At 73.8% G+C, this 22,779-nt stretch carries 20 protein-coding genes; 13 read left to right on the forward strand and 7 right to left on the reverse strand.

From position 1 onward, the window contains the following. Nucleotides 1-87 precede the first annotated feature (87 nt). The 3 genes from DEJ49_RS20190 (at nt 88) to DEJ49_RS20200 (ending at nt 6,454) form a co-directional block, all read left to right on the forward strand. Nucleotides 88-882 (forward strand): response regulator transcription factor, encoded by a 795-nt coding sequence (locus tag DEJ49_RS20190; protein ID WP_150185417.1) that lies wholly within the window; start codon nt 88-90, stop codon nt 880-882. Beyond that, nucleotides 872-3,037 (forward strand): sensor histidine kinase, encoded by a 2,166-nt coding sequence (locus DEJ49_RS20195; protein WP_223832912.1) that lies wholly within the window; start codon nt 872-874, stop codon nt 3,035-3,037. The genes DEJ49_RS20190 and DEJ49_RS20195 overlap by 11 nt, the downstream gene beginning before the upstream one ends. Nucleotides 3,038-3,307: 270 nt before the next feature. Further along, the gene (locus DEJ49_RS20200) at nt 3,308-6,454 is read left to right on the forward strand and encodes an AfsR/SARP family transcriptional regulator (protein ID WP_223832913.1); all 3,147 of its coding nucleotides are present in this window, start codon (nt 3,308-3,310) and stop codon (nt 6,452-6,454) included. A gap of 48 nt (nt 6,455-6,502) precedes the next feature. Here the strand turns inward: DEJ49_RS20200 and DEJ49_RS20205 are convergent, their stop codons facing one another. Further along, nucleotides 6,503-8,263, reverse strand: a complete 1,761-nt coding sequence (locus tag DEJ49_RS20205) for a bifunctional 3'-5' exonuclease/DNA polymerase (protein WP_150185419.1) — start codon at nt 8,261-8,263, stop codon at nt 6,503-6,505. A gap of 384 nt (nt 8,264-8,647) precedes the next feature. Between DEJ49_RS20205 and DEJ49_RS20210 the strand changes: the two genes are divergently transcribed. Both DEJ49_RS20210 and DEJ49_RS20215 read left to right on the forward strand, forming a co-directional pair. Further along, nucleotides 8,648-9,490 carry a nitrilase-related carbon-nitrogen hydrolase gene (locus DEJ49_RS20210; protein ID WP_150185420.1) on the forward strand — a complete coding sequence of 281 codons (843 nt, stop codon included), beginning with the start codon at nt 8,648-8,650 and terminating at the stop codon, nt 9,488-9,490. An 83-nt stretch (nt 9,491-9,573) separates the two neighbouring features. Further along, nucleotides 9,574-10,740: a DUF2786 domain-containing protein gene (locus DEJ49_RS20215; protein WP_150185421.1), complete on the forward strand. Its 1,167-nt coding sequence runs from the start codon at nt 9,574-9,576 to the stop codon at nt 10,738-10,740. A gap of 9 nt (nt 10,741-10,749) precedes the next feature. Here DEJ49_RS20215 and DEJ49_RS20220 read toward each other — a convergent pair whose 3' ends face one another. The 3 genes from DEJ49_RS20220 to DEJ49_RS20230 all read right to left on the reverse strand — a co-directional run bounded on the left by DEJ49_RS20220 (nt 10,750) and on the right by DEJ49_RS20230 (nt 13,429). Beyond that, nucleotides 10,750-11,259 carry a GerMN domain-containing protein gene (locus tag DEJ49_RS20220; protein WP_150185422.1) on the reverse strand — a complete coding sequence of 170 codons (510 nt, stop codon included), beginning with the start codon at nt 11,257-11,259 and terminating at the stop codon, nt 10,750-10,752. Next, nucleotides 11,256-12,635: an ATP-binding protein gene (locus tag DEJ49_RS20225; protein WP_411757180.1), complete on the reverse strand. Its 1,380-nt coding sequence runs from the start codon at nt 12,633-12,635 to the stop codon at nt 11,256-11,258. Before DEJ49_RS20225 ends, DEJ49_RS20220 begins: the two co-directional genes overlap by 4 nt. 92 nt (nt 12,636-12,727) lie before the next feature. Beyond that, nucleotides 12,728-13,429, reverse strand: a complete 702-nt coding sequence (locus tag DEJ49_RS20230) for a response regulator transcription factor (protein WP_150185424.1) — start codon at nt 13,427-13,429, stop codon at nt 12,728-12,730. 154 nt (nt 13,430-13,583) lie between these two features. On the opposite strand from DEJ49_RS20230, the gene DEJ49_RS20235 reads away from it, so the two are divergent. The 5 genes from DEJ49_RS20235 (at nt 13,584) to DEJ49_RS20255 (ending at nt 19,886) form a co-directional block, all read left to right on the forward strand. Continuing rightward, complete coding sequence (locus DEJ49_RS20235) at nt 13,584-14,282, forward strand: hypothetical protein (RefSeq protein WP_150185425.1); 699 nt, start codon at nt 13,584-13,586, stop codon at nt 14,280-14,282. Next, nucleotides 14,282-15,358 carry a peptidoglycan-binding protein gene (locus DEJ49_RS20240; RefSeq protein WP_150185426.1) on the forward strand — a complete coding sequence of 359 codons (1,077 nt, stop codon included), beginning with the start codon at nt 14,282-14,284 and terminating at the stop codon, nt 15,356-15,358. The genes DEJ49_RS20235 and DEJ49_RS20240 overlap by 1 nt, the downstream gene beginning before the upstream one ends. A 98-nt stretch (nt 15,359-15,456) precedes the next feature. Next, complete coding sequence (locus DEJ49_RS20245) at nt 15,457-16,161, forward strand: ABC transporter ATP-binding protein (protein ID WP_150185427.1); 705 nt, start codon at nt 15,457-15,459, stop codon at nt 16,159-16,161. Then, nucleotides 16,158-17,369 carry an ABC transporter permease gene (locus DEJ49_RS20250; RefSeq protein ID WP_150185428.1) on the forward strand — a complete coding sequence of 404 codons (1,212 nt, stop codon included), beginning with the start codon at nt 16,158-16,160 and terminating at the stop codon, nt 17,367-17,369. The genes DEJ49_RS20245 and DEJ49_RS20250 overlap by 4 nt, the downstream gene beginning before the upstream one ends. Nucleotides 17,370-17,423: 54 nt before the next feature. Then, nucleotides 17,424-19,886: an FUSC family protein gene (locus DEJ49_RS20255; RefSeq protein WP_150185429.1), complete on the forward strand. Its 2,463-nt coding sequence runs from the start codon at nt 17,424-17,426 to the stop codon at nt 19,884-19,886. Nucleotides 19,887-19,921: 35 nt separating this feature from the next. Here the strand turns inward: DEJ49_RS20255 and DEJ49_RS20260 are convergent, their stop codons facing one another. The 3 genes from DEJ49_RS20260 to rpmB all read right to left on the reverse strand — a co-directional run bounded on the left by DEJ49_RS20260 (nt 19,922) and on the right by rpmB (nt 21,070). Next, nucleotides 19,922-20,461 (reverse strand): hypothetical protein, encoded by a 540-nt coding sequence (locus DEJ49_RS20260; protein WP_150185430.1) that lies wholly within the window; start codon nt 20,459-20,461, stop codon nt 19,922-19,924. Nucleotides 20,462-20,528: 67 nt separating this feature from the next. After that, nucleotides 20,529-20,834 carry a 30S ribosomal protein S14 gene (gene rpsN / locus DEJ49_RS20265; RefSeq protein ID WP_150185431.1) on the reverse strand — a complete coding sequence of 102 codons (306 nt, stop codon included), beginning with the start codon at nt 20,832-20,834 and terminating at the stop codon, nt 20,529-20,531. Beyond that, the gene (gene rpmB, locus DEJ49_RS20270; protein WP_150185432.1) at nt 20,834-21,070 is read right to left on the reverse strand and encodes a 50S ribosomal protein L28; all 237 of its coding nucleotides are present in this window, start codon (nt 21,068-21,070) and stop codon (nt 20,834-20,836) included. Before rpmB ends, rpsN begins: the two co-directional genes overlap by 1 nt. A gap of 81 nt (nt 21,071-21,151) precedes the next feature. Between rpmB and rpmG the strand changes: the two genes are divergently transcribed. From rpmG to DEJ49_RS20285, 3 genes are read left to right on the forward strand one after another with little or no spacing between them, the layout of a single operon-like run. After that, nucleotides 21,152-21,316: a 50S ribosomal protein L33 gene (rpmG, locus tag DEJ49_RS20275; protein ID WP_150170539.1), complete on the forward strand. Its 165-nt coding sequence runs from the start codon at nt 21,152-21,154 to the stop codon at nt 21,314-21,316. A 5-nt stretch (nt 21,317-21,321) separates the two neighbouring features. After that, nucleotides 21,322-21,585: a type B 50S ribosomal protein L31 gene (locus DEJ49_RS20280; RefSeq protein WP_150185433.1), complete on the forward strand. Its 264-nt coding sequence runs from the start codon at nt 21,322-21,324 to the stop codon at nt 21,583-21,585. Between the two features lie 8 nt (nt 21,586-21,593). Continuing rightward, a complete protein-coding gene (locus DEJ49_RS20285) occupies nt 21,594-22,778 on the forward strand; it encodes a CobW family GTP-binding protein (protein ID WP_411757241.1) in 1,185 nt (394 codons plus the stop codon). Nucleotide 22,779 lies beyond the last annotated feature (1 nt).

A 22,779-nucleotide genomic window follows, 5' to 3' on the forward strand; every position in this document is an offset into this window, starting at 1 on the left:
CAGCAACTTGTGAGGATCCTGTCAGGCCGCCGTCGTGATCCCATTTGCCCCACCGGAATCCGTCGGGCCGTGCCTATCCTCAACGCCATGTGCGCTTTTGTCCTGGTCGCGGAGGACGACGAGAAGCAGGCCGAGCTGGTCCGCCGCTATCTGGAACGCGAGGGCCACGAGGTCGCCGTCGTCCACGACGGGTCCGCCGCCCTCGCCGAGGTGCGGCGCAGGCTGCCTGACCTGCTGATCCTCGACGTGATGATGCCGGGCACCGACGGCCTCGAAGTCACCCGTCTCCTCCGGGACGGGAACGGTCCCACCGAGCTGACCCGCCTCCCGGTCCTGATGCTGACCGCCCGCACCACCGAGGACGACCTCCTCGAAGGTCTCGACACGGGCGCCGACGACTACCTCACCAAGCCGTACAGTCCCCGCGAGCTCATGGCCCGGGTCCGGACGCTGCTGCGCCGCGCGGGCGGCATCCACGCGCCGCTGCCCGGAACCGACCGGCGGATCCTGCGGGTCGGCGGCCTCGTCGTCGACCCGCTGCGGCACGAGGTGACGGTCGACGGGCGGCACGTCGACTGCACGCCGGGCGAGTTCGACCTGCTCAGCGCCCTCGCGGAGGAGCCGGACCGAGTCTTCACGCGGCCGCAGCTCCTCGACCGTATCCACGGGTCGTCGGGGTACATATCCGCGCGTACGGTCGACGTGCACGTACTGAATCTCCGCAAGAAGATCGAGTCCGACCCGCGACGGCCCGACCGGCTCCTGACGGTGTTCGGGGTGGGATACAAGTTGGCGGGGATGGGGGCGGGGATGGGGACGGGGGCGGATGTAGATACCGGTGCCGGTGTCGGCTCCGGCGTGGGGGCGACGCGTGGCGCGTGACGTCCCGCTGCGCAAGAGCCTGCTGGCCCGCCTGCTCGCCGTATCCGTACTGGTCTCCATCGGCTCCATCGCCGCCACCGCGTGGCTCGCCGCGCAGACCACGTCGGGTGCGCTGCGGCAGGAGCAGGGGCAGGTACTCGCCGACGACGCCCGTATCTACGACAAGCTCCTGGGCGTCGGCGCGACCTCCCCACAGTGGCGGGGCGCCGACGAGGCCGTCCGAGAACTGTCCCGGCAGACCGGCCGCCGCATCGCCCTCACCACGCAGGAACGCAAGGTCATCGCGGACTCGGCGGCGCCGCCGAAGCGGGGTGGCGCCGCCGAGGGCGGGGGCTCCGAGGGGCCTGACGCGTCCTCGGAGAACGGCGGCGCCGGGCACGGCGAGAACAGCGGCTCCGGGCACGGCGAGAAGAACAGCGGCTCCGGGCGCGGCGACAAGGGGACTCTCAAGGACACCTCCAAGGACACCTCCAAGACCGACGGCAAGTCCGGCGCCGCTCCCCTCCCTCCGACCGCCTCCGCCGTCCTCGACCCGCTCTCCGTCGACAGCGCGCTCACCCCGGGCCGTACGGACGAGACGGCGATGGAGGAGGGGACCACCGGCGCCGCCGACCGCATCGATCCGCGGGCGGTCGGCCCGTACCGGCTCACCAGGGTGGAACGTACGCGCCTGAAAGACGCCGCCGACCGGCGCGCGGCCTGCCTGGCGGACCTCGGCATGACTCCTCAGGTCGTCGTCGGACCCGGCGGCCGCCCCACCGTCCGCGTCGACCACGACCCGGGCGAGTTCCTGCGGTCCCAATGCCGTACGCCACCACTGGAGATGCCCACCGCGACCGAGCAGAAGGCCCTGAAGAAGCTCAACGCCCTCACCGGAGCCTGTCTGAAGCGGCAGGGCCTCGCCCCCGTGCCGGTCGGCCTCGACCTGGAGGGGCGGGGCGGGCCGAAGCCGGTCGCCGCCTCCGTACCGTCGTCGGTGCCGGCCGCGGAGCGGGTCGTACCGGATGGGTCCGACGTACCCGACGTACCCGACGGGCCCGACAGCGGGGTCTGGCCCAGTGGTGAGCCGACGGCGATCCGGCCGGACGCCGGGTCCGTCGGGCCCGAGTCCACCACCGCGGCCACCGCGTCCTGCGTCGACACCGCGCGCCGCGAGCAGCTCGGCCCCTACGTCTCGTCGCCCGCGCTCCTCTTCATCACCAGCTCCGACGGCACCCGGAGCGCGCCCGCCTTCAGCCTCTCGCGGGCCAACACCATCCGTCTCGCCTGGCTCGCCGCGGCCGTCCTGGCCGTCACGGTCGCCGTCACCGCGCTGGCCGCGACCCGGCTGACCCGGCCGCTGCGCGCGCTCACCACCGCGACGCGGCGCATGAAGACGGGCGAGTCGAGCGAGCCGGTCCCCGAGCGGGCCACGCGCTCGGCCGGTGAGATCAGTCAACTGGCCGCCGCGTTCAACGACATGGCGGCCCACCGCAAGGCCCTGGAGGAACAGCGGAAGGCCATGGTCAGCGACGTGGCGCACGAGCTGCGCACGCCGCTGTCCAACATTCGCGGCTGGCTGGAGGCGGCGGAGGACGGGGTCGTCGACACCGACCCCGAACTGGTCACCTCGCTCCTGGAGGAGGCGCTGCTGCTCCAGCACATCGTCGACGACCTCCAGGATCTGGCGGCAGCCGACGCCGGTACGCTCCGCCTGCACCGCGAGCCGGTGCGGGCCGCCGAGATCGCCGACCAGGTGGCGGCGGCGCACCAGGCGCGCGCGGACGGGGCGGGGGTACGGCTCAGGGCCACGGCGTTCGGCGACCCGTGGGTGACGGCCGATCCGCTGCGGCTGCGGCAGGCGATCGGCAACCTCGTCTCGAACGCCGTCCGTCACACGCCGGAGGGCGGCAGTGTCCGCATCAGCTGCCGTACGACATCGGAGGGGGTGCTGATCGAGGTCGCCGACACGGGGACGGGGATCGCGGCCGCCGATCTGCCGCACGTCTTCGACCGCTTCTGGCGCGCGGACAAGTCGCGGACGCGGGCGACGGGCGGCAGCGGGCTCGGTCTGTCGATCGTGCGGAAACTGGTGGAGGCGCACGACGGGGCGGTGTCCGCGCAGAGCGTTCCGGGGAAGGGCTCGCTGTTCACGGTGCGGCTGCCGGCGGGGTGAGGGCGGGCTGTGGCGGTGGGTACGGGGGCGGACCGTCGCCGGTGCGTGAGGGCGGGCAGGGCGAAAGCCCCGGTCGGTCACCTCCGCCGACCGGGGCTCTCTCTGCCCCCGGACCCAGCCGCGGCGGCGACACTCCCCCGAGCAACGCGCTGTGCGCGAGTACCGGCGGGCCAGGTCCGATGAAGAGATCACATCAGGCCACGCCAACAGATCGCTAACATGTGGCCAACGGTCCTGCGGTACGGCGCGACATGGCATGGGGGGAAGGCGTTGAGCGAGCGGTGCGGACTGCGGTTCGGCCTGCTCGGGGCACCCGCCGTGTACGACGCGGAGGGCGTTCCGCACCCCGTACGCAGTGCGAAGGGGCGCGCGTTGTTGGCCGCGCTGCTGCTCGAACCCGACCGGGTCGTCTCCCTCGGCGCGCTCAAGGACGCCCTGTGGGGCGAGTCTCCTCCCGCCTCCGCGCAGGCGTCCCTCCAGAACCACGTGACGCGGCTGCGGCGGCTCCTCGATGACCCGGGGCGGCTGCACGCGGTCCCGCCGGGGTACCGGTTGCGGGTCGGTGAGGGCGAGTTGGACGTACGCGTCTTCGAGCAGCTCGTGGCACGGGCGCGGGCGGCGCACGCGGAGCGGGACTGGGCGCGGGCGGCGGGGTGCGCGACGGACGCGCTCGCGCTGTGGCGGGGTACGCCGTTGAGCGGCCTCCCCGACTCACTGGACGGCCACCCGCTCGTACCGCGCCTGGAGGAGGCGCGGCTCCTCGCGCTGCAGTGGCGGTACGACGCGGAACTCGCACTCGGCACGGGGCTTACGGCGCTGGCGCCCGAACTCGCGTCGCTGGTCGCGGAGCATCCCCTCCGTGAGGTGTTCCACCGCCAGCTCATGCTGGTGCTCCACCGCACGGGCCGCCAGGCGGAGGCCCTCGCCGTCCACCGCGAACTCCGCCGCCGACTGATCGAGGAACTCGGCACGGAGCCGGGGGAGGCGGTGCGGGAGGCGCATCGGGAGGTGTTGCGGGGGCCTGGGTCTGCGCCGGTTTCTGTGCCTGGGCGGGGGACTGAGGTGCGTGGGGCTGGGGTGGGGGTGTCTGGGGCTGGGGCTGGGGCTGGGGTGCGGGTGTCTGGGTCTGGGGCTGCGCGGGAACCGGTGGGTCCGGGGGCTCCGGTGGTTGCCGCGTCGGCGGGGTCCGCTGGGTCCGTTGGGGACGCTAGGTCTGTTGGGAACGCCGGGTCCGCTGGGTCCGTCGTACCCGCCAATCCCGCCGAAACGGTCGGTCCCGCCCAACTGCCGCCTGCCGCAGCCCACTTCACCGGGCGGTCCGAGGCCGTGCGGAAGTTGCGGCGTACCCTGCGCGGGGGAGGGCGCGTTGCCGTCGTGTCCGGGATGGCCGGGGTCGGGAAGAGTGCTCTCGCCGTGCACGTCGCGCACGCGCTGCGTGCGGAGTTTCCGGACGGGCAGCTGTACGTCAACCTGCGCGGCGCCACCCCCGGCATGGCGCCGCTCACCCCCGCCCAGGCCCTCGCCACGCTCCTGCGCGACCTCGGTGCCGAACCCCGGTGCGCGCCGGACGGCGCCGAAGACCCCGCCGCCGCGAGCGCGTTGCTGCGGTCGTTGCTCGCGCCCACCCGCACCCTCATGGTCCTCGACGATGCCGCGACGGCCGCGCAGGTGCGGCCACTGCTGCCCGCCGGCGACGGGTGCGCGGTCGTCGTCACCAGCCGCTCACCGCTGACCGCCCTCGACGGCGCGGAACGCTTCCCGCTCGAACCCCTCTCCGACGGGGACAGCGCCGCACTCCTGCGCGCCGTCTCCGGTCGCGCCGGGCTCGACGCCGGGCACCCTCTCGTCGAGCTCGCGGGCCGGCTCCCGCTCGCGCTGCGCATCGTCGCCGCCCGCCTCGCCGCCCGGCGCGCCCTCACCCCGGACGCCCTCGCCGACCTCCTCACGGTCAGCGGCGGCCGCCTGCACCACTTGGAGTACGACGACCTGAGCGTGCGCCGCTCCCTCGCCGTCGCCCTCGACGCCCTGCGGACCTCCGACCGCGAGGCCGACCGCGACGCGGCGCGCGCCCTCGCCGGGATCGGGGCGCTCGACCTCCCCACGTACGGAGTGCCGCTCCTCGCCCGCCTGCTGGGCACCGACGAACTCCGCGCGGGCGCCGCCCTCGACCGCCTCGTCGACGTCGCCCTCCTCGACGAGACGTCCTACGGCCGCTACACCCCGCACGACCTCGTCCGCGACTTCGCGAGGGAGACGGCGGTCGGTGCGGGCGAGGCCGCCGCTGGTGTGGGCCGGGAGGTGGTCGACCTCGTTGAGGAGGCCTTTCGGTGGTACGCCGAGTCCGCTCGGCGTACCCTCCTCGCCATCCTCCCGGAGAGCCTCGACCGCGCGGACCGCCTCCGCGGCGTGGACGCCGCCCTCGCGCGCCCCGGCCGGCCCGTCCCCGACGCGGGCCCGCCCCTCACCGCCGAGGCCGCCTTCGCCTGGGGCGACACCGAACTCGCCAACATCCTCGCCCTCACCGAACGGCACTCCGATCCCGCGGGCCTCCTCCCCGTCCTGGTCCGCTGCCTCTTCCCTTACCTCCAGCGCCGCGGCCGCCTCACCGAACTCGCCGCACTCGGCACGCTCGCCCTCGACGCCGCCCGCCGCCAGGGCGACACCGCCGCCGAGGCGCAGGCCCTCACCGACGCCGCCGGTGTGCACTTCATGTCCGGGCGCCACAGCGAGGCCCTCGCCCTGAACGACGAGGCCCTCGCCCTCTGGCGCACGCTGGGCCACGTGTCCTGCGTACGCCGCGGCCTCAACAACCGCGGCCTCCTCCTCGAAGGCCTCGGCCGGCACGCCGAGTCCGCCGAGTCCCTGCACCGGAGCCTGGACCTCGCCAGGGAACTCGGCGATCCGCTCAGCGAGGCGATCACCCTCAGCCACCTCGGCAACCTGTACGAGCACACGGACGCCCGCGCCGCCATCGCCCACCACGAACGCAGCCTCGCCATCGGCGACACCCTCGGGCACGCCGTCGTACGGCAGTCCGCCCACTGCAACATCGGCTACGCCCACCTCACCCTCGGCGAACCCGCCGCCGCCCTCGGCCACTTCGAGGAGAGCCTGCGCCTGCACGGCGAGTACGAGGACTGGCACGGTGCGTCCCAGGCGCGCCTCGGTCTGGTCCGCGCCCTGCGCGGACTGTCCCGCACCGCGGACGCGACCCGCGAGTGCGCCGCGCTGCTCGACCGTGCCGAACACCGCGGTGACACCCACATGACGGGCCTGGCCGGGCACCAGCGCGGGCTCCTCCTCCGGGCGGAGGGGCGCGAGGCGGAGGCGTACGAGCAGTGGCGGGCGGCTCTGGCCGCGTTGGACGGGACGGACAGCAAGGTCGCGGACGAGCTCAAGGAGCTGCTCGCGGCGTAGTGGTGGGGCGGGCGGTGCTGTTTCTCGCCGCTCACTTCTCGCTGCTCGCTACTTCGCGTCCGCGTAGCACTCCACGATCGCCGTCGTGAACGGGAAGCGGACCGGTGTCTCCCCGAACGCGATCCGGCCCGCGAGATCCCCCGCCTCGCGCACGGCGAGCGCCACCGTCTCCGCCTCCTCGGCGGGGCAGTGCACGATGACCTCGTCGTGCTGGAAGAACACCAGCTCCGCCCGCAGCCCGCCCTCCGCGATCGTCCGCCGCAGGGCCGCCAGCATCAGCAGCGCCCAGTCCGCGGCACTGCCCTGCACGACGAAGTTGCGCGTGAAGCGGCCCCGCGCGCGGGCGTTCGTGGACGCGTACCCGGGGACGAACTCCCCGTCGCCGGAGGCGGGTCCGCCCGGAGTGCCCGGGGTGCCCGGGGTGCCCGGGTTACCCGGGTTGCTCGGGCTGCCCGGTGCTTCCTCCTGTGGGATTCCCGCCTCGTCCGCCTCGCCCGCGCCCGCCGCCGGAGGACTCGTCCGGCCCAGCCAGGTCCGTACGAGCCTGCCCTCCTCGCCCGCCTTCGCCGCGTCGTCCACGTACGCCACGGCCAGCGGGAAACGGCGGCGCAGCGCGGCGAGGTTCTTCAGGCCGTCGCCGGACGTCTGGCCGTACACCGCGCCCAGCAGCGCGATCTTCGCGTGGTCGCGGTCGCCGGAGAAGGCGCGGTCCGACAGGCGCGTGTACAGGTCCTCCTCGCTGCCCGCCACCTCCATCAGGCCCCGGTCGCGGGAGATCGCGGCGAGGACCCTCGGCTCCATCTGGTCGGCGTCGGCCACGACGAGCCGCCAGCCAGGGTCGGCGACGACGGCCCTGCGGATGACCTTCGGGATCTGCAGCGCGCCGCCGCCGTTGGTCGTCCAGCGGCCGCTGACCGAGCCGCCCGGGGTGTACTCGGGGCGGAAGCGGCCGTCGTGCACCCAGTCCTGGAGCCAGCTCCAGCCGTGGGCCGTCCAGATCCGGTACAGCTTCTTGTACTCGATCAGGGGCTTCACCGCGGGGTGGTCGAGCCCCTCCAGCTCCCAGCGGCGCGTCGACTTCACCCTGATGCCGGCCTGCGCGAAGGCCTTGACGACGTCCGCGGCCAGGTCCGGGCGGACGCGGCGGCCGAACGCGGCGGACACGTCGTCGGCGAGTTCGGCGAGGCGGCGGGGTTCGCCCCGGCCCGCGTACCGCTCGCCGAGCAGTTCGTTCAGGAGCTGCCTGTGCACGTCGGCGCGCCAGGGCAGCCCTGCGGCGTTCATCTCGGCGGCCACGAGCATGCCCGCGGACTCCGAGGCGGTGAGCAGCCGCATTCGGCCCGGGTGGGCGGTGGCGTCGTGTCTTCGCTGCTGGTCCGCGTACACCTCGACGAGTTCGTCGATCGTGACGGGGGCGCCGCCCGGGCGCGGCTCGAAGAGGGAGTCCTGCGTGCCGGGCTCGGCGGCGCGGGGTGGGGGGTCCGGGGGTACGGGCGTGTGGCGGAGGCGGGCCAGGGCGGCGGCGGCGGAACGGGGTTCGCCGAGGCGGCCTTCGTGGCCGAGGAGGAGGAGTTCGGCGGCCTCGATGTCGTAGCAGCGGGGGATGGGGGTGCGGGCGGCGAGGAGGCGGGGGTAGATGTCGGCGGTGGACCGCCAGACCCATCGGTCTACGTCCGGGCGGGAGCGGACGGCTTCGGCGAGGTCGGGCTCTCGGAGGACCGGGCCCGCGGGCAGGCCGTCACTGCCGAGGGGAACGAGCTCGGCTCCTCCCCCTTCTGTGACGGCTACGACCCACCGCTGACCAGCCATACGCTTGAGTCTCGCACTCGCCACTGACATCGGGCGGGGGCGCCTTTGCCTCGTCTGTGGGTGCGGGGCCGCGGGGGTATGTGCGTACTCGCCATCCCTACGCCCCGCCTCGACATTCCCGACCGCCATGGCTGGCTCGGTGCTCCGTGCGCACATACCCCCACGTCCCCTCCCGTCTCGCGAGCGGCTGCGGCCCGGGGGGGGAGGGGGCCGGGCCCCTACTCCCACTGAACGTCGCGGGGCAAACGGGCGGGTGGGTGGGGACCATCCGCCGCGAAGCGGCGGGATCGGTGCCCCTACCCGCACGGGGCGTCGCGGGGTGTCCCGCCCCCGTCCGGAGGACCTCCGCTCGCGGGGCGCGAAGGCCACTGCAAAGCTCGACGCATGCGAGTCGCGCTGGCGCAGACCGACTGCGCCCTGGGAGACATCGGCCGGAACCTGGACACCGCACGGGACCACATCGCCCAGGCCGCGACCCAGGGCGCGGATCTCGTCGTCTTCCCGGAGCTGAGCCTCCACGGGTATCACCTGGGCGGCCTGAAGAAGGACATGTCGGTCACGACGGACGACCCGCGCCTGCTCGCCCTCTCCGCCCCCGGCGGCCCCGACGTCCTGGTCGGCCTCCACGAGCACACCAGCCTGCGGGCGTACAACACCGCGGCGTACTACACGGGCGGCCGCCTCCTCCACGTACACCGGAAGCTGTACCTCCCCAACTACCTGGCGTGGGAGGAACGCAAGCACGTGAGCCCCGGGCAGCATCTGCGCGCGTACGACCTGCCCGGCGGTCACGGCCGTGCCGCCACCCTTGTCTGCAACGACGCCTGGCAGCCCGTACTGCCGTGGCTCGCCGTGCAGGACGGCGCCGAGGTCATCGTCGTACCGACGAACAGCGCGGCCAGCCTGGACCCGGAGGCGATGGACACGGGGCTGTACTGGGACACACTGCTCTCGTACACCGCCCGCATGCTCCAGTGCTGGGTCGTCTTCGTGAACCGCGTCGGCAACGAGAACGGCGCCTCCTTCTGGGGCGGCTCCCGCGTCGTCGACCCGCGCGGCACGGTCGTCGCGCAGGCGCCGAAGTGGGAGCCGGGACTGGTGACGGTCGACATCGACGTACACGAGGCGCGCAGACAGCGCCGCGCCGTGCCGCTCGTCGCGGAGGCGCGGCTCGGCCTGGTGGACCGTGAGGTGCGGCGCCTCATCGACGAGGGCGGTGACAGCTGATTCGTCCACAGGGTGTGGATGATGGTTCGTCCACAGGTTGTGGGTGGCTTCGGGGGTCCGCCCGGTCCCCTTAACCTGACCTCATGGAATCGGTGATCGACAGAGCGTTCGCGGCGGCGCTGTACGGCGACGGCGACGACGGTCTCGACACCGGCGCGTCCCTCCTCGCGGCCGCCCCCGACACGGACGCCGAGCTGCGCCGACGCGGTGAGGAGTACCTGCACAGGGCCTGGCGGCACGGCTGGCAGCCCGCCGATGTGGTGCGTCTCGTCCGGCGCGACCTGGACGACCGGCACGTACGCCTCGCCGCGGACCTCATCCGCGCCGAGACCGCCCGCTACGCCCACCTTCCGCCCCGCTGGCCCGCCCAGCTCGCCGATCTCGGCCCCGATGGCGGGTCCGGGGGTGACCACGGCGACCGGTTCACCCGCGCCACCGTCCACCTTCAGCTGTACCGGCTCCTCCTGCGTCTCCCCCCGATCGAGCCGGCGGGTCCGCCGCCCGGCGACACCGTCCCCGGGCCTGTCCACGGCGAGCCGCGCACGCTCACCCGTATCCGCGCCCTCCTCGCCAAGGCCGAGGCGACCGGCTATCCGGAGGAGGCCGAGGCGCTCACCGCCAAGGCGCAGGAGCTGATGGCGCGGCACTCGCTCGACGAGGCGCTGCTCGCGGCCCGCACCCATGCGAAGGACGTACCGACGGCGTGCCGGATCGGCGTGGACGCCCCGTACGAGACGGCGAAGGCGATCCTGCTCGACGCCGTCGCCGCCGCGAACCACTGCCGTGCGGTGTGGAACGAGGCGTACGGCTTCTCGACCGTCGTCGGGTTCGACCACGATCTGGAGTCGGTCGAGCTGCTGCACACCTCCCTTCTCGTGCAGGGGACCGCTGCCATGACCAAGGCGGAGGCCGGGCAGCGCGCCGCGGGCCGCAAGCGCACGAAGACGTTCCGGCAGTCCTTCCTGATGGCGTACGCGCACCGCATCGGCGGCCGCCTCGCGGAGGCGGGCGAGCACGCGGTGCGGGAGGCGGCGACCGAAGCGGCGGGGGAGTCCCGGGACGCGGCGGCCCTGCTTCCCGTCCTCGCCGCACGCGACGTCGCCGTCACGGACCACGCGGAGCGGATGTTCCCCGAGACGACCACGACGCGCGTCCGAGGAGTGACGGACGCCGAAGGCTGGCACCACGGCACGGCCGCCGCCGACCGCGCCCATGTCGCCCCGCGCGGCCGTGGCCCCGCGCTGCCCTGAACCCGGCGACTACTTCAAGAAGTCCGAGCAGACGTACGGCCCCAACTCCCCGTCGTCCGCGGCCCGCACCGTCACGCGCACGTCGTCCGGCCGTGTCCGTCCCCGCTCGTCCAGGACCGCCTGTGCGCGGGCCAGGCTGCACACGAGCTGGCCGGTGAGGTTGCGGTCGTCCAGCGCGGTGGGGTCGATGAGGAGGTCCGGGACGCGCACCGTGAGGTGGTCGCCCTTGCCCGTGACGTCGAATGCGCCGCCCTCCACCAGCGTGGTGAGCCCGGCCTGCTGCTCTGCCTTCGAAGGGCCCGACATCAACAGCTTGATGACGTCCGCCGGTGCGCGGATCGTGCGCGAACGGGTGACCCCTTCCAGTCGGCCCGTCTCGGAGACGAAGTAGATCCGCAGGCCCTTGGTGAGCCCGCCCGCCGCCTCGCCCGCGTCCACCACACCGGTGGGCCGCACTCCGCACCCCGCGAGGACCAGTCCGGCCAGGACCGCCGACAGGCTTGCGCGTACGTGCCTCATTCCTCGGCTCCTTCCCCGCGCCGCCACGGCAGCCGCAGTGTGAACACCGCGCCGCCTTCCGGCCTGTTGGCCACCTCGATCGTCCCCCCGTGCAGCCGCGCGTTCTCCAGCGCGATGGCCGTGCCGAGGCCGCTGCCCTCCGAGCGGGTCCGCGCGCTGTCCGCCTTGTAGAAGCGGTCGAAGACGTGGGGGAGTACGTCGGGGGCGAGCCCCGGACCGCGGTCGGCGACCTCCACCGTCACCCAGTCGCCCCCCGGCGCCAGCGTCACGGTCACCGGCTCCGCCCCGTGCCGCAGCGCGTTCCCGACGAGGTTCGCGACCGCCACATCGATGCGGCGCGGGTCGACCACCGCCCGGACGCCGGGCGGGAGTTCGGCCCGTACCCGTTCCGTCCAGCCGCGCAGCGTCAGCGTGTTCCGCACGGTCTCGGCGAGGTCGACCTCGCCGAGGTTGAGCCGTGCCGCGCCCGAGTCGAAGCGGGACATCTCCATCAGGTCGTCGACGAGCCGGGAGAGCCGTGCCGTCTCCGCGCTGACCGTGCGGGCCGCGTGCGCCGTGTCGGGCGGCAGCTGAGCCGCGTCCTCGTCGAGGACGGTGGCGACCATCGTCATCGCGGCGAGCGGTGTCCGCAGCTCGTGCGAGACATCGGCGACGAAGCGGCGCGCCTTGGCCTCCTGTTCGCGGAGCTCGTCGACGGATGTTTCCAGGGCCTGCGCCGTGTCGTTGAAGTCGCGCGCCAGGTCGGCGAGTTCGTCCCGGCCCTTCGGCACGACGACCCGGGAGGTCAGGTCCCCGGCGGCGTGCCGACGGGTCGCCCGGCCGAGTTCCCGTACGGGCCGCAGCACCGTACGGGCGGCCAGCAGCGCGAGCGCGACGGTGAGCAGCAGCACCGGCAGCAGGCCGTCCCGCACCGCGTCGAGGATGCCCGCCGTGTCGTCCTGCTCGGCGCGCAGCGAGCTGATGGCGTAGACGTCGAGCCCGGACGGCGTCCCGGAGTCGAAGGTGACGGGCGTGCCCACCACCAGGTAGGGGCTGCCGTGCCGGTCGACCCGCTGGAAGCTCATCCGGTTCCTCGTGCGTACGGCGTCGCGGAGTGCGCGGGAGATCCGCGTACGGTCGGCCGACGCGTCGGAGGACGCCCGCAGCGTGCGGTACTCGGCGACGACCACCGTGTCCCCGAGCCCGTCCGCGACCCCGACCGCGAAGCGGGTGAGGGAGACCTCGTCGGGCGGCACGGCGAGGTCGGCGGCCGCCTGGTCGACGCGGTTCTTGAAGTCGGTGCGCACGGCGTCCTGTTTGCGTTCCAGGACGGCGTTGCGGGACTCGCGGTAGGCGAGCCCGGTGGCGGTGACCGCGCTGACGACCGCGACCAGCACGAACGCGACGACGAGGCGTCCTCGCAGCCCGCCCCAGACCTTCCACGGGGCCCGTGGTTTCGGCGTGTTCTTTGAGGGTGCGGACCCGTGTCTCATACCGGCCCGAACCGGTACCCGAAGCCCCGCACCGTCTGCACGAACACCGGCTTGGCGGGCACGTCCTCGATCTTGGCGCGCAGTCGCCCGACCGCCGCGTCCACGAGCCGCGAGTCCCCGAGGAAGTCGTGCTCCCACACCGAGCGCAGCAGCTGTTCGCGGCTGAAGACCTGCCCCGGCGACGCGGAGAGCTCCAGCAGGACCCGCAGTTCGGTGGGGGGAAGCGGGAGGGGTGTGCCGCGCTTGGAGACGGTGAGCCCGGCACGGTCGATGACGAGTCCGGCGTACGTGTCCTCGCCGGGCCGCACCCGCACCGGCTCGGCCCGCCGCAGCGCCGCCCGGATCCGTGCCTCCAGGACGGGCGCGGTCACGGGTTTGACCACGTAGTCGTCGGCGCCCGCCTCCAGGCCCCGCACGATGTCGCTGTCGTCGCCCCGCGCGGTCAGCATGATGACGGGGATCGCCGACCCGGAGGCGCGGATCCGCCGGCAGACCTCGAAGCCGTCGATGCCGGGCAGCATCAGATCGAGGACGGCGAGCTCGACGTCGTGCCCCGCGGGCCTTGCGAGCAGCGCGAGGGCGTCCTCACCCGTGGCGGCGGTGTCGACGGCGTACCCGTGACGGCGCAGCACGAGCTCCATTCCGTCGCGTACGGACGCGTCGTCCTCGATCAGCAGGACGTGGGGGACTCGGGGCATGCCGACGATTATGGGCGAGGGTTTGCCCGGTTCAGGGCGGGTTGGGGCGGGGATCCGCGCCGGGCGGGGCATTGTTACGTGCTCATCATGTGGCGTTACGCGTCCATCATGCGCTCGTGCAGCGGCCACCATGTGGCGGCGGCACATTGCCGCCATGACCAAGTGCTCTCACACGACAGCGGGCGCGGCCGCCCGGCGCGGCCGCCGCCTCCACCTTCGCCTCACCGGCCTCGTCGCCCTCCCCGTCCTGGTGTTCTCGGTGGCCTGCGGGGGCGGTGGGGACGGCGACGGCGGGGCGAAGGACGCCGGGGTCGCCTCGGCGCCTGAGGAGTCCGGCGGGCAGGACGGGAGCCAGGACGGCAAGGGTCAGGACGACAGGGGTCAGGGTGCGGCCGAGGGGAAGGGGGCGGGCAAGAGCGCCTTCTACGACGCCCAGCTCAAGTACGTCCAGTGCATGCGTTCCAAGGCCGGTCTGAAGGACTACCCGGATCCCCGGCTGAGCGGTTACCTCGACTGGTCGAAGATCGACGAGCTGGTCGACCCGGACGGGAAGGGCGAGGAGTACAAGGGCGGCAAGAACGGCGTCTGCAACCCCGAGCTGCGGGCCGCGATGAACCTGGAGCCCGAGCGCGACGCCCAGAAGGACTACGAGTCGATGCTCGCGCACGCCAAGTGCATGCGGGAGAACGGCATGACGAAGTTCGCCTACCCGACCATGTCCGGCGGCAACGTCATGCCCGGCGGCGAGCCGAACCCGACGGACCCGACGATGGACGAGCGTTCGCCCGCGTACAAGGCGGCCCGCGAGGCCTGCAAGGACAAGCTCCTCGAAGGCCTGGACGGGATGCAGTGATGCGACGCCGTACGGGGCTCCTCATGGGCGCGGCCGTACTGACCGTCGCGGCGGCCGGGGCGGGCCTCCTCGTCGTCACCGCCGACGAGTCCGGCGCGGGAGGCGGCGGGTCCGCGCTCCCCGCCGCCACCGCCGAGGTCACCCGCACCGACCTCGTGCGGTCCGAGACGGCCGACGGGAAGATCGACTTCGCGGGGCGGCGGGCCGTGAAGTCGCCGGTCGAGGGGACGGTGACGGTCGCCGCGCGGGAGGGCGCCACCGTCGCCCGCGGACAGGCCCTCTACGAACGGGACGACAAACCGGTGACGCTCCTCTACGGGCCCGTACCGGCGTTCCGGGAGATGAAGGCGGGCGACCGCGGCAGCGACGTACTCCAGCTGGAACGCAACCTGACCGCCCTCGGCTACGGAGCGGGCCTCTACGTAGACCCGCGTTACGACGACGCGACCGAAGCGGCCGTCAAGCGGTGGCAGAAGTCCCTCAACCGCACGCCGACGGGCCGGGTCGGCAAGGGAGACGTGGTCTTCCAGCCCGACCGCGTCAAGGTGGTCTCCGCGGACGCGGCGCTCGCGGACCCGGTCGGCCCGGACGGGCCCGTCCTCACGGTCGCCTCGACGCAGCCGGTCATACGCGCCGAGCTCGACGAGTCCGACGCGTCGCTGGCCGCGCGGGGCACCGAGGTCGAGGTCACGCTGCCGAGCGGCAGGAAGGAACCGGGCCGCGTCACGGGCACGGTGAGACCGGAGGAGCAGGACGGTGAAGGCGGCGGCGGGTCCGGTGACGGCATCACGGTCGAGATCACGCTGGACGGCGGCCGGTCGGCCGCGGCGGGCGAGGACGCGAAGGCCACGGCGACCGTGCGGTTCGTGAGCGAGTCCCGCGAGAACGTGCTCACCGTCCCGGTCGAGGCGGTGGTCGCCCTGCGCGGCGCGCACGGCGGTTACGGCCTCCAGACGGTCAGTGGCGGTACGTCGCGCATGGTGCGCGTGAAGACCGGCATGACCGCCGACGGCAGGATCGAGGTCAGCGGTCCCGGCATCGCGGAGGGCACGAAGGTCGGGGTGGCGACGCTGTGACGAAGGACGTGACTACGGAGCATGCGGTTACGAATCACGTGACTACGAAGCGTGCGGCTACGCAGCATGTGACTACGGAGAGCGCGGTTACGCATCCCGTGACTACCAAGAGCGCGGCTGCGGACGACGCGATCCCCGTCGTCGAACTGCGGGACGTCACCAAGTCGTACGCCGGAGACGTCCACGCCCTGCGCGGCGTGAACCTCACCGTCCGCGCGGGCGAGCTCCTCGCGATCGTCGGGCCATCGGGCTCCGGCAAGTCGACGATGCTGAACGTCGTCGGCACGCTCGACAAGCCCACCTCCGGCACGGTCCGCGTCGCGGGCCACGACGTGGGCGCGCTCTCCGACGCCCGCCTGTCCGCGCTGCGCGCCCGCCACATCGGCTTCGTCTTCCAGCACTTCCACCTGGCGGCGGGCCGCGACGCGGTCGACAACGTCGCGGACGGACTGCTCTACGCGGGCGTGCCCCGCAAGGAGCGCCGCGCCCGCGCCCGCGCCGCTCTCGGACGGGTCGGGCTCGGCCACCGGCTGGGCCACCGGCCCACCGAACTGTCCGGCGGCGAGAAGCAGCGCGTGGCGATCGCCCGCGCACTCGTGGGCGAGCCGTCCCTCCTCCTCGCGGATGAGCCGACGGGGGCCCTGGACACGGCGTCCGGCGCGGTGGTCATGGAGCTGCTCCACGAGCTCAACGCGACCGGCACGACGGTCTGCGTGATCACGCACGACCACGACATCGCCGACGCCCTGCCGCGCCGCGTCCGCTTCCGGGACGGCGAGATCGTGCCGGACGCGGTCCGATGACAGAAGAAAGGGCAAGGGAACAGGTGAAGAAGCCTGCTCGCCTCTCACCCGGCGACATCCTGCGCGTCGGCGCGGTGGGCCTGCGCGCCCGCCGCACCCGGGTCGTCCTCTCCGCGCTCGGCATCGCGATCGGCATCGCCACGATGGTCGCGGTCGTCGGCCTCTCCCAGTCCAGCAAGTCGGACCTGATGGCGAAGCTCGACCGGCTCGGCACGAACCTCCTCACCGCGGAGGCGGGCAAGGACGCCATGGGCGGTGACGTGGCGCTGCCCAAGTCGGCGGTGGCGATGGTGGAGCGGATCGGCCCGGTCCGGCACGCCACGGCCACGGGGAACGTCGACGCCCGCATCCGCCGCAGCGACGTCGTCCCCGAGGAACGGACGGCGGGCGTGACGGCACAGGCGGCCCGTACCGACCTCCTGACGACCCTCAACGCGCGCGTGGGGGAGGGCCGGTGGCTGGACAGGGCCAGTGAGAGGCTCCCCGTCACCGTTCTCGGGTCGGTGGCGGCGGACCGTCTCGGTGTCACGGCACCCGGCGAGAAGATCATGATGGGCGACTCGTACGTGGTCGTCATCGGCATCCTGGAGCCGGTCGAGCTCGTCCCGACGCTGGACCGCGTCGCGCTGGTCGGCTTCCCGGCGGCCGAGAAGTACTTCGGCTTCGACGGGCACCCGTCGATGATCTTCGAGCGGTCGCCCGACGACACGGTCGAGGACGTACGAGAGGTCCTGGCCCGCACGGTCCGCCCCGGCGACGAGGGCTCGGTCAAGGTCTCGCGTCCCTCGGACGCGCTGGCCGCGAAGGCGGCGACGGACGAGGGCCTGACGGCGCTCATGCTCGGCCTGGGCGCGGTGGCATTGCTGGTCGGAGGCGTCGGCGTCGCCAACACGATGGTGATCTCCGTCCTGGAGCGCCGCGCGGAGATCGGCCTGCGCCGCGCGCTGGGCGCCACGAAGGGGGCGATACGGCTCCAGTTCCTGGCGGAGTCCCTGCTCCTGTCGGCGCTGGGCGGGGCGGTGGGAGCGGTGCTCGGCGCGGCGGCGACGTACGCGTTCGCGCTGGGCCGGGGCTGGACGCCGGTGGTGCCGCCGTGGTCGCTGACGGCGGGGTTCGCGGCGACGCTGGTCATCGGCATGGTGGCGGGCCTCTACCCGGCGGTCGGGGCGGCGCGGCTGCACCCGACGGTGGCGCTGAACGCGACGTGACCGCCCCGCGGGCACACCCGCCACCCCACCCCATATGCCCCGTATCATCACCATGTGACCTGGCTCCGCGCGCTGAAAGAGACAGCTCGCGCGGGTCTGACCGTCGAGCGCAAACGTCTGGAACCGCTCGTCGCCCTGCGCGGCGCCGCCGGCCTCGCCGTCGTCATCGGTCTCAGCCTGACGCTGTTCGGTCCCGCGGTGGCGGCGAGCTCCGCGTTCGGCGCGTTCCAGGCGGCCATCGCCACGTTCCAGCGCAGCTGGCGGCCGCGGCCCGAGCTCGCGCTCGCCTCCGGCACGAGCCTCGCCGTCTCCACCTTCCTCGGCTACCTCACCGGCTCCCACCTGCTCCTCTTCCTCGCCCTGCTCTGCCTGTGGACGTTCCTCGCGGGCCTGAGCTGGGCGGTGGGGCCCACGGTCGGCATCATCGCGTCGTCCAACGTGGCGATCATGCTGGTGACGGTCACGATCCCGACATCGGTCGCCGCGGCGGCGGGCCACGCGGCGATGATGATCGTGGGCGGCTGCGTGCAGGCGGCGCTGGTGATCCTCTTTCCGGTACGCCGGTGGGGCGCCCACCGGGACGCGCTCGCCGACGCGCTGGCGGCCGAGGCGGATTACGCGCGCCGGCTCCGCCACGACCCCGTGGCCCCGTTCGACCCCGAACCGCTGATGGCGGCGCGCGACGCGGCGACGATCACCGCACGTCAGGCCCGTACGCGCCCCGCCGAGCTGCACGGGGCGCGGGGCGTCGCCGAACGCATCCGCCCGGTCCTCGCCTCCCTGGCGGATCCGGCGGTGGGCGTCCCCGCGGAGGGCAAGGAGCGGGACCGGGTCAGGGAACTCCTGGCGGCGGCGGGCGCGGTCCTGGACGCGGCGGCGCGGGCGATCCGGCACGGCGAGCCGGTCAGGATCCCCCCGGAGGCGCAGGCCGCGCTGCGCACCCCGGACACGGGGGCGATCCTCACGGGCCCGGCGTACCGCGCGGCCACCCGCCTGGGCGCACTCCTGAAAGACGTCCTGGAAACAGCAGGCAACTCCAACGGCCCCACCCCAGACACCCCCGCGACAGAGCCGACTCCCCGAGCGACCACCCCCACGCCCGCCGGGCCCGCTACTGCGGGCTCCACTCCCACCGGCCCGGCCGCTGGGGGGCCCGCTCCCCCGCGGCCGACTCCCGCGGATCCTGCTCCCACCGGCCCGGCTGCTGGGGGGTCCGTTTCCGCGGGGTCGGCTGCCGCGGGGGCTCCTCCCGCCGGCCCGGCTGCTGCGGGGCCCGCTTCCGCCGAGGCGGCTCCCGCAGAACCCACCTCCCCCGGGCCCACCCCCGCGGAACCCGCACCCAAGCCAGCGCCCACCCCTGCCGCAGCGCCCGCCCCCGCCACGGCCCCCACCCCCCTCCTCCGTCCCACCCTCTTCGCGCTGGTGCCCGCCGCTGTGCGGGCCGTGCGGGGGGAGTTGCGGCATGAGTCGCCGATCGCGCGGCACGCCATCCGCGTCACCGCCGTGGCCGCCGCCGGCTACCTGCTCGGGCACTGGCTGCCCCTCGGGCACGGCTACTGGGCCCCCATGGCCTCCGTCATGGTGATGCGGCCCGACTTCTCCCAGACGTACTCCCGCGCGGTCGCCCGTTTCGGCGGCACCCTCGTCGGCGTCGCCCTCGCCACGGGGCTCGTCCAGCTCGCCCACCCCGGCACCGGGCTCTCCGCCGCGCTCGCCGTGCTCTGCGCCGGGATGATGTACCTGCTGATGCGCACCGGACAGGTCGCGGCGCAGGCCTGCGTGGCCGCGTACGTCGTCTTCCTGCTCGGGATGGGCGGCCAGCAGTGGACGCAGACCGTCCCGGAGCGCGTCGTCCTGACCCTGCTCGGCGGCGTCCTCGCGATGATCGCGTACGCCCTCTACCCCGCCTGGGAGACCCCCCGACTCCGCACCCGCCTGGCCGACTGGCTGATCGCCGACGGCCGTTACGCCGCCGCCGTCGTCGACCGCTACGCCCACCCCGCCGGCAAGGCCTGCCCCGACGTCCGCGAGGCCCTGCTCGCCGCCCGCGACGCCCGCGTCGCCTGGCAGGAAGCCGTCGACCGGGCCAAGAACGAGCCGGTGCGCCACCGCGGCCTCTCCCGCGCCGCGGCCGCAGACGCGGAGGAGGCGCTCGCCCAGCTGGGCCGCGTCGCCATGCTGATGGAGGCGCACCTGCCGGAGCGCGGCGACACCCCCGTCCCCGCGGCGGCCCGCCTCGCCGAGGCGCTGCGCAAGTCGACGGAGCAGGGCGCGAAGGCACTGCGCGAACGCCGGGTGCCCAAGTGGGAGGCGGTCCGCGCCGCCCTGGACGAGTGGGACGGCGAGGGCGTCCCCGACCGCGTGGTCCGCAGGGGCGCGGGCCTGCTCCTGGAGACCCTCGACGAACTGTCCGACGCCCTGGACACCACGCCTCCGCCGATGCTCGTCGACGGTACGTCCACGAAGCACCCGGATGACGGCGGGCCGCGGAACCCTGAGGGTCCCGCGGCCCGCTGAAGGGGGTGGGGTGGGGAGGGGAGAGTGCGGTGGTGTCAGGACTGCGGCGGCCCCGTCGGCAGCCCCTCGGGGAGCTTGCCGCCCTCCGTCTTCAGGAACTCGTCCGTGCCCGCGCCCTCCCAGGCGACCTTCATCGACTTGCCGTTCACGGACTCGATCCGGCCCGCCGTACGGTCCCCGTCGCCCTTCGGGCACTTGAGGGTGAGCGTCTGCGAGCCGGTCTCGCCGGCCACGCTGCCGTTGCACAGCACGTCCTCACCCAGGAGCGTCGCGGTCTTGCCGTTGACCGCGAGGACGAGCGGCTTCCCGCCGGACGTGGCGATCCACGAACCCTCCAGGCTGCCGCCACCGGAGCCCCCCGAGCCACCGGAGTCACCGGTCCCGCCATCGGAGGAACCCGAGGAACCGGACGAGCCCGAGGAGCCCGACGACGACCCGCGGTCCTTCTTGCCGCCACCGCCACCCCCGTCCCCATCCCCGCCCCCGTCACTCCCGCACCCGCTCAGCACCAGCGCGGCCGCGAGACCCGCCACCGCCGTACCGAGCACCCGGACACTACGGACGTACGTACGCAATTGAAGTCCCCCTGGTCGACGCAGTGTTGCGCCGGGCGGTCACGGCCCGGCCAAATCGCGCGCCAAGCTACCAGGAGGACTTGCGCACCCCGGGGAGAAATCCGGCGTGCGCTTGCTCACGCAGCTTGACCCTCGACAGCCCGAACGCCCCGACGTATCCGCGCGGGCGCCCGTCGACGCTGTCCCGGTTCCGTACGCGCGTCGCGCTCGCGTCCCGCGGCTGCCGCGCCAACTCCCGCTGTGCGGCGAGCCGTTCGGCGTCCCCCGTGCTCGGCTTGCGGATGATCTCCTTGAGCTCCGCGCGCCTGGCCGCGTACCGGGCGACGATCACGCGCCGCCGCTCGTTCTTCGCGATCTTGCTCTTCTTGGCCATCAGATCCTCACCCCGCGCGCACGGATCCTGGCGACGGCCGCCTCGATCCCGATGCGGTCGACGGTCCTGATCCCCTTCGTGCTGAGCCGCAGCCGCACGTACCGGCCCTCGCTCGGCAGCCAGTACCGCTTGCGCTGGACGTTGGGGTCGAAGCGGCGGGACGTACGCCTGTGGGAGTGGGAGATGTTGTTGCCGAAGCGGGGTTCCGCTCCGGTCAGCCGGCAGTGGGCGGACAAGGTGACGCACCTCTCGGTCGGAATGCGGTGGTGGACGGGACTCCTTGTTGAAAACGGGAGTCATTTTCATATACTAGCCCCATGGCCCGCAACGAACTACGCCCCGTCATCAAGCTCCGCTCGACAGCAGGGACCGGCTACACCTACGTGACCCGCAAGAACCGGCGGAACAACCCCGACCGCCTCACCATCCGCAAGTACGACCCCATGGCCCGCCGCCACGTCGACTTCCGAGAGGAGCGCTGACCGTCATGCGCAAGGACATCCACCCCCCGTACGGCCCCGTCGTCTTCCGCGACAAGGCCGCCGGATTCGCCTTCCTCACCCGCTCGACGGCGGCGGGCAGCGAGACCGCCACCGGCGGCAGGACGATCGAGTGGGAGGACGGGCGCACCTACCCCGTCATCGACGTCGAGGTCTCGTCCGCGAGCCACCCCTTCTACACGGGCACGGCCCGCGTGATGGACACGGCGGGCCGCGTCGAGCGCTTCGAGCGCCGGTTCGGCAAGCGCTGATGGCGCCCATGGACCCGGCGTCCACGGACCCCGCGCCCACGGACCCGCCGCGCCGCATGGACGTCGTGATCGTCGGCGGTCTGCACGCGGTCGCCCGCAAGGCGGCCGTCGACGAGCTCCTCGCGGCCGTCCCCGACAGCGTGGCCCTCCACCACGACCTGTCGACCGCCGTGCACGGCACCGTCGTCCGCACGGTCCGCGACACCACGGGCGTGCTCTCCACCGGCGACGCGCCCCTGGTCAACGACTGTGCGTGCTGCGCGCTCCGCGAGGACCTGATGCCCGAGCTCGGGCGCCTCGCGGACGCGGGCCTCACCCGCCTCGCGGTCGTCGAGCTGTGGGACTCGGTCGAGCCCAAGGCGATGGCCGAGGTCGTCGCCGCGCACGCCGGGGACACCCTCGTCCTCAGCGGCGTCGTCACGGCCGTCGACCCGGCTCTGCTCCTGCCCTGCCTGAGCAACGGCGACGACCTCATGGACGCCGGGCTCGCCGCGGCCCCGAGCGATCAGCGCACCGTCGCGGACACCTGGGCGCGCCAGCTGGAGTACGCGCCGGTGCTCGCCGTGGCGGACGGCGATGACGCCGCAGCCGATGACGAGGACCGCGCCCTCCTGGCCCAGCTCCACCCGACGGCACGACAGGTGCCGGTCGGGCGGGGCGAGCTGGCCGCGGCCGCCCTCGCCGGGTTCGACGTCGAGGCCGCCGCCGCGGCGCAGCACCCCGCCTGCGCGCTGCTGCCGGCCGAGGCGGACGCGTGCGGCGTCGCGACCCTCGTATGGCGCGGGGAGCGGCCGTTCCACCCGGGGCGGCTGTACGACGCGCTGGAGGATCTGACCTGCGCGGCCGCCCGCAGCCGGGGCCGGTTCTGGCTGGCCGACCATCCGGACACGCTGCTCGGGTGGGACGCGGCGGGCGGCGCGCTGTGCGTCGAGAGCGCCGGGCCGTGGCTGGCCTCGCTGCCGGACGCCGCGTGGGAGATGGTCCCGCCGGTGCGCCGCGCGGCCGCCGCCCTCGACTGGCATCCGGAGCACGGCGACCGCTGCAACCACCTGGTGTTCATCTCGCCGGGCCTGGACCGCGACGGGCTCCGACAGCTCCTGGAGTCCTGCCTGCTGACGGACGAGGAGTACGCCGCCGGGCGCGACGCCTGGAAGAACCTGCCCCCCGCCTTCGACACCCTCCTGGAGGTCTGAC

Source organism: Streptomyces venezuelae, assembly GCF_008642335.1.
GTDB lineage: Bacteria > Actinomycetota > Actinomycetes > Streptomycetales > Streptomycetaceae > Streptomyces > Streptomyces venezuelae_F.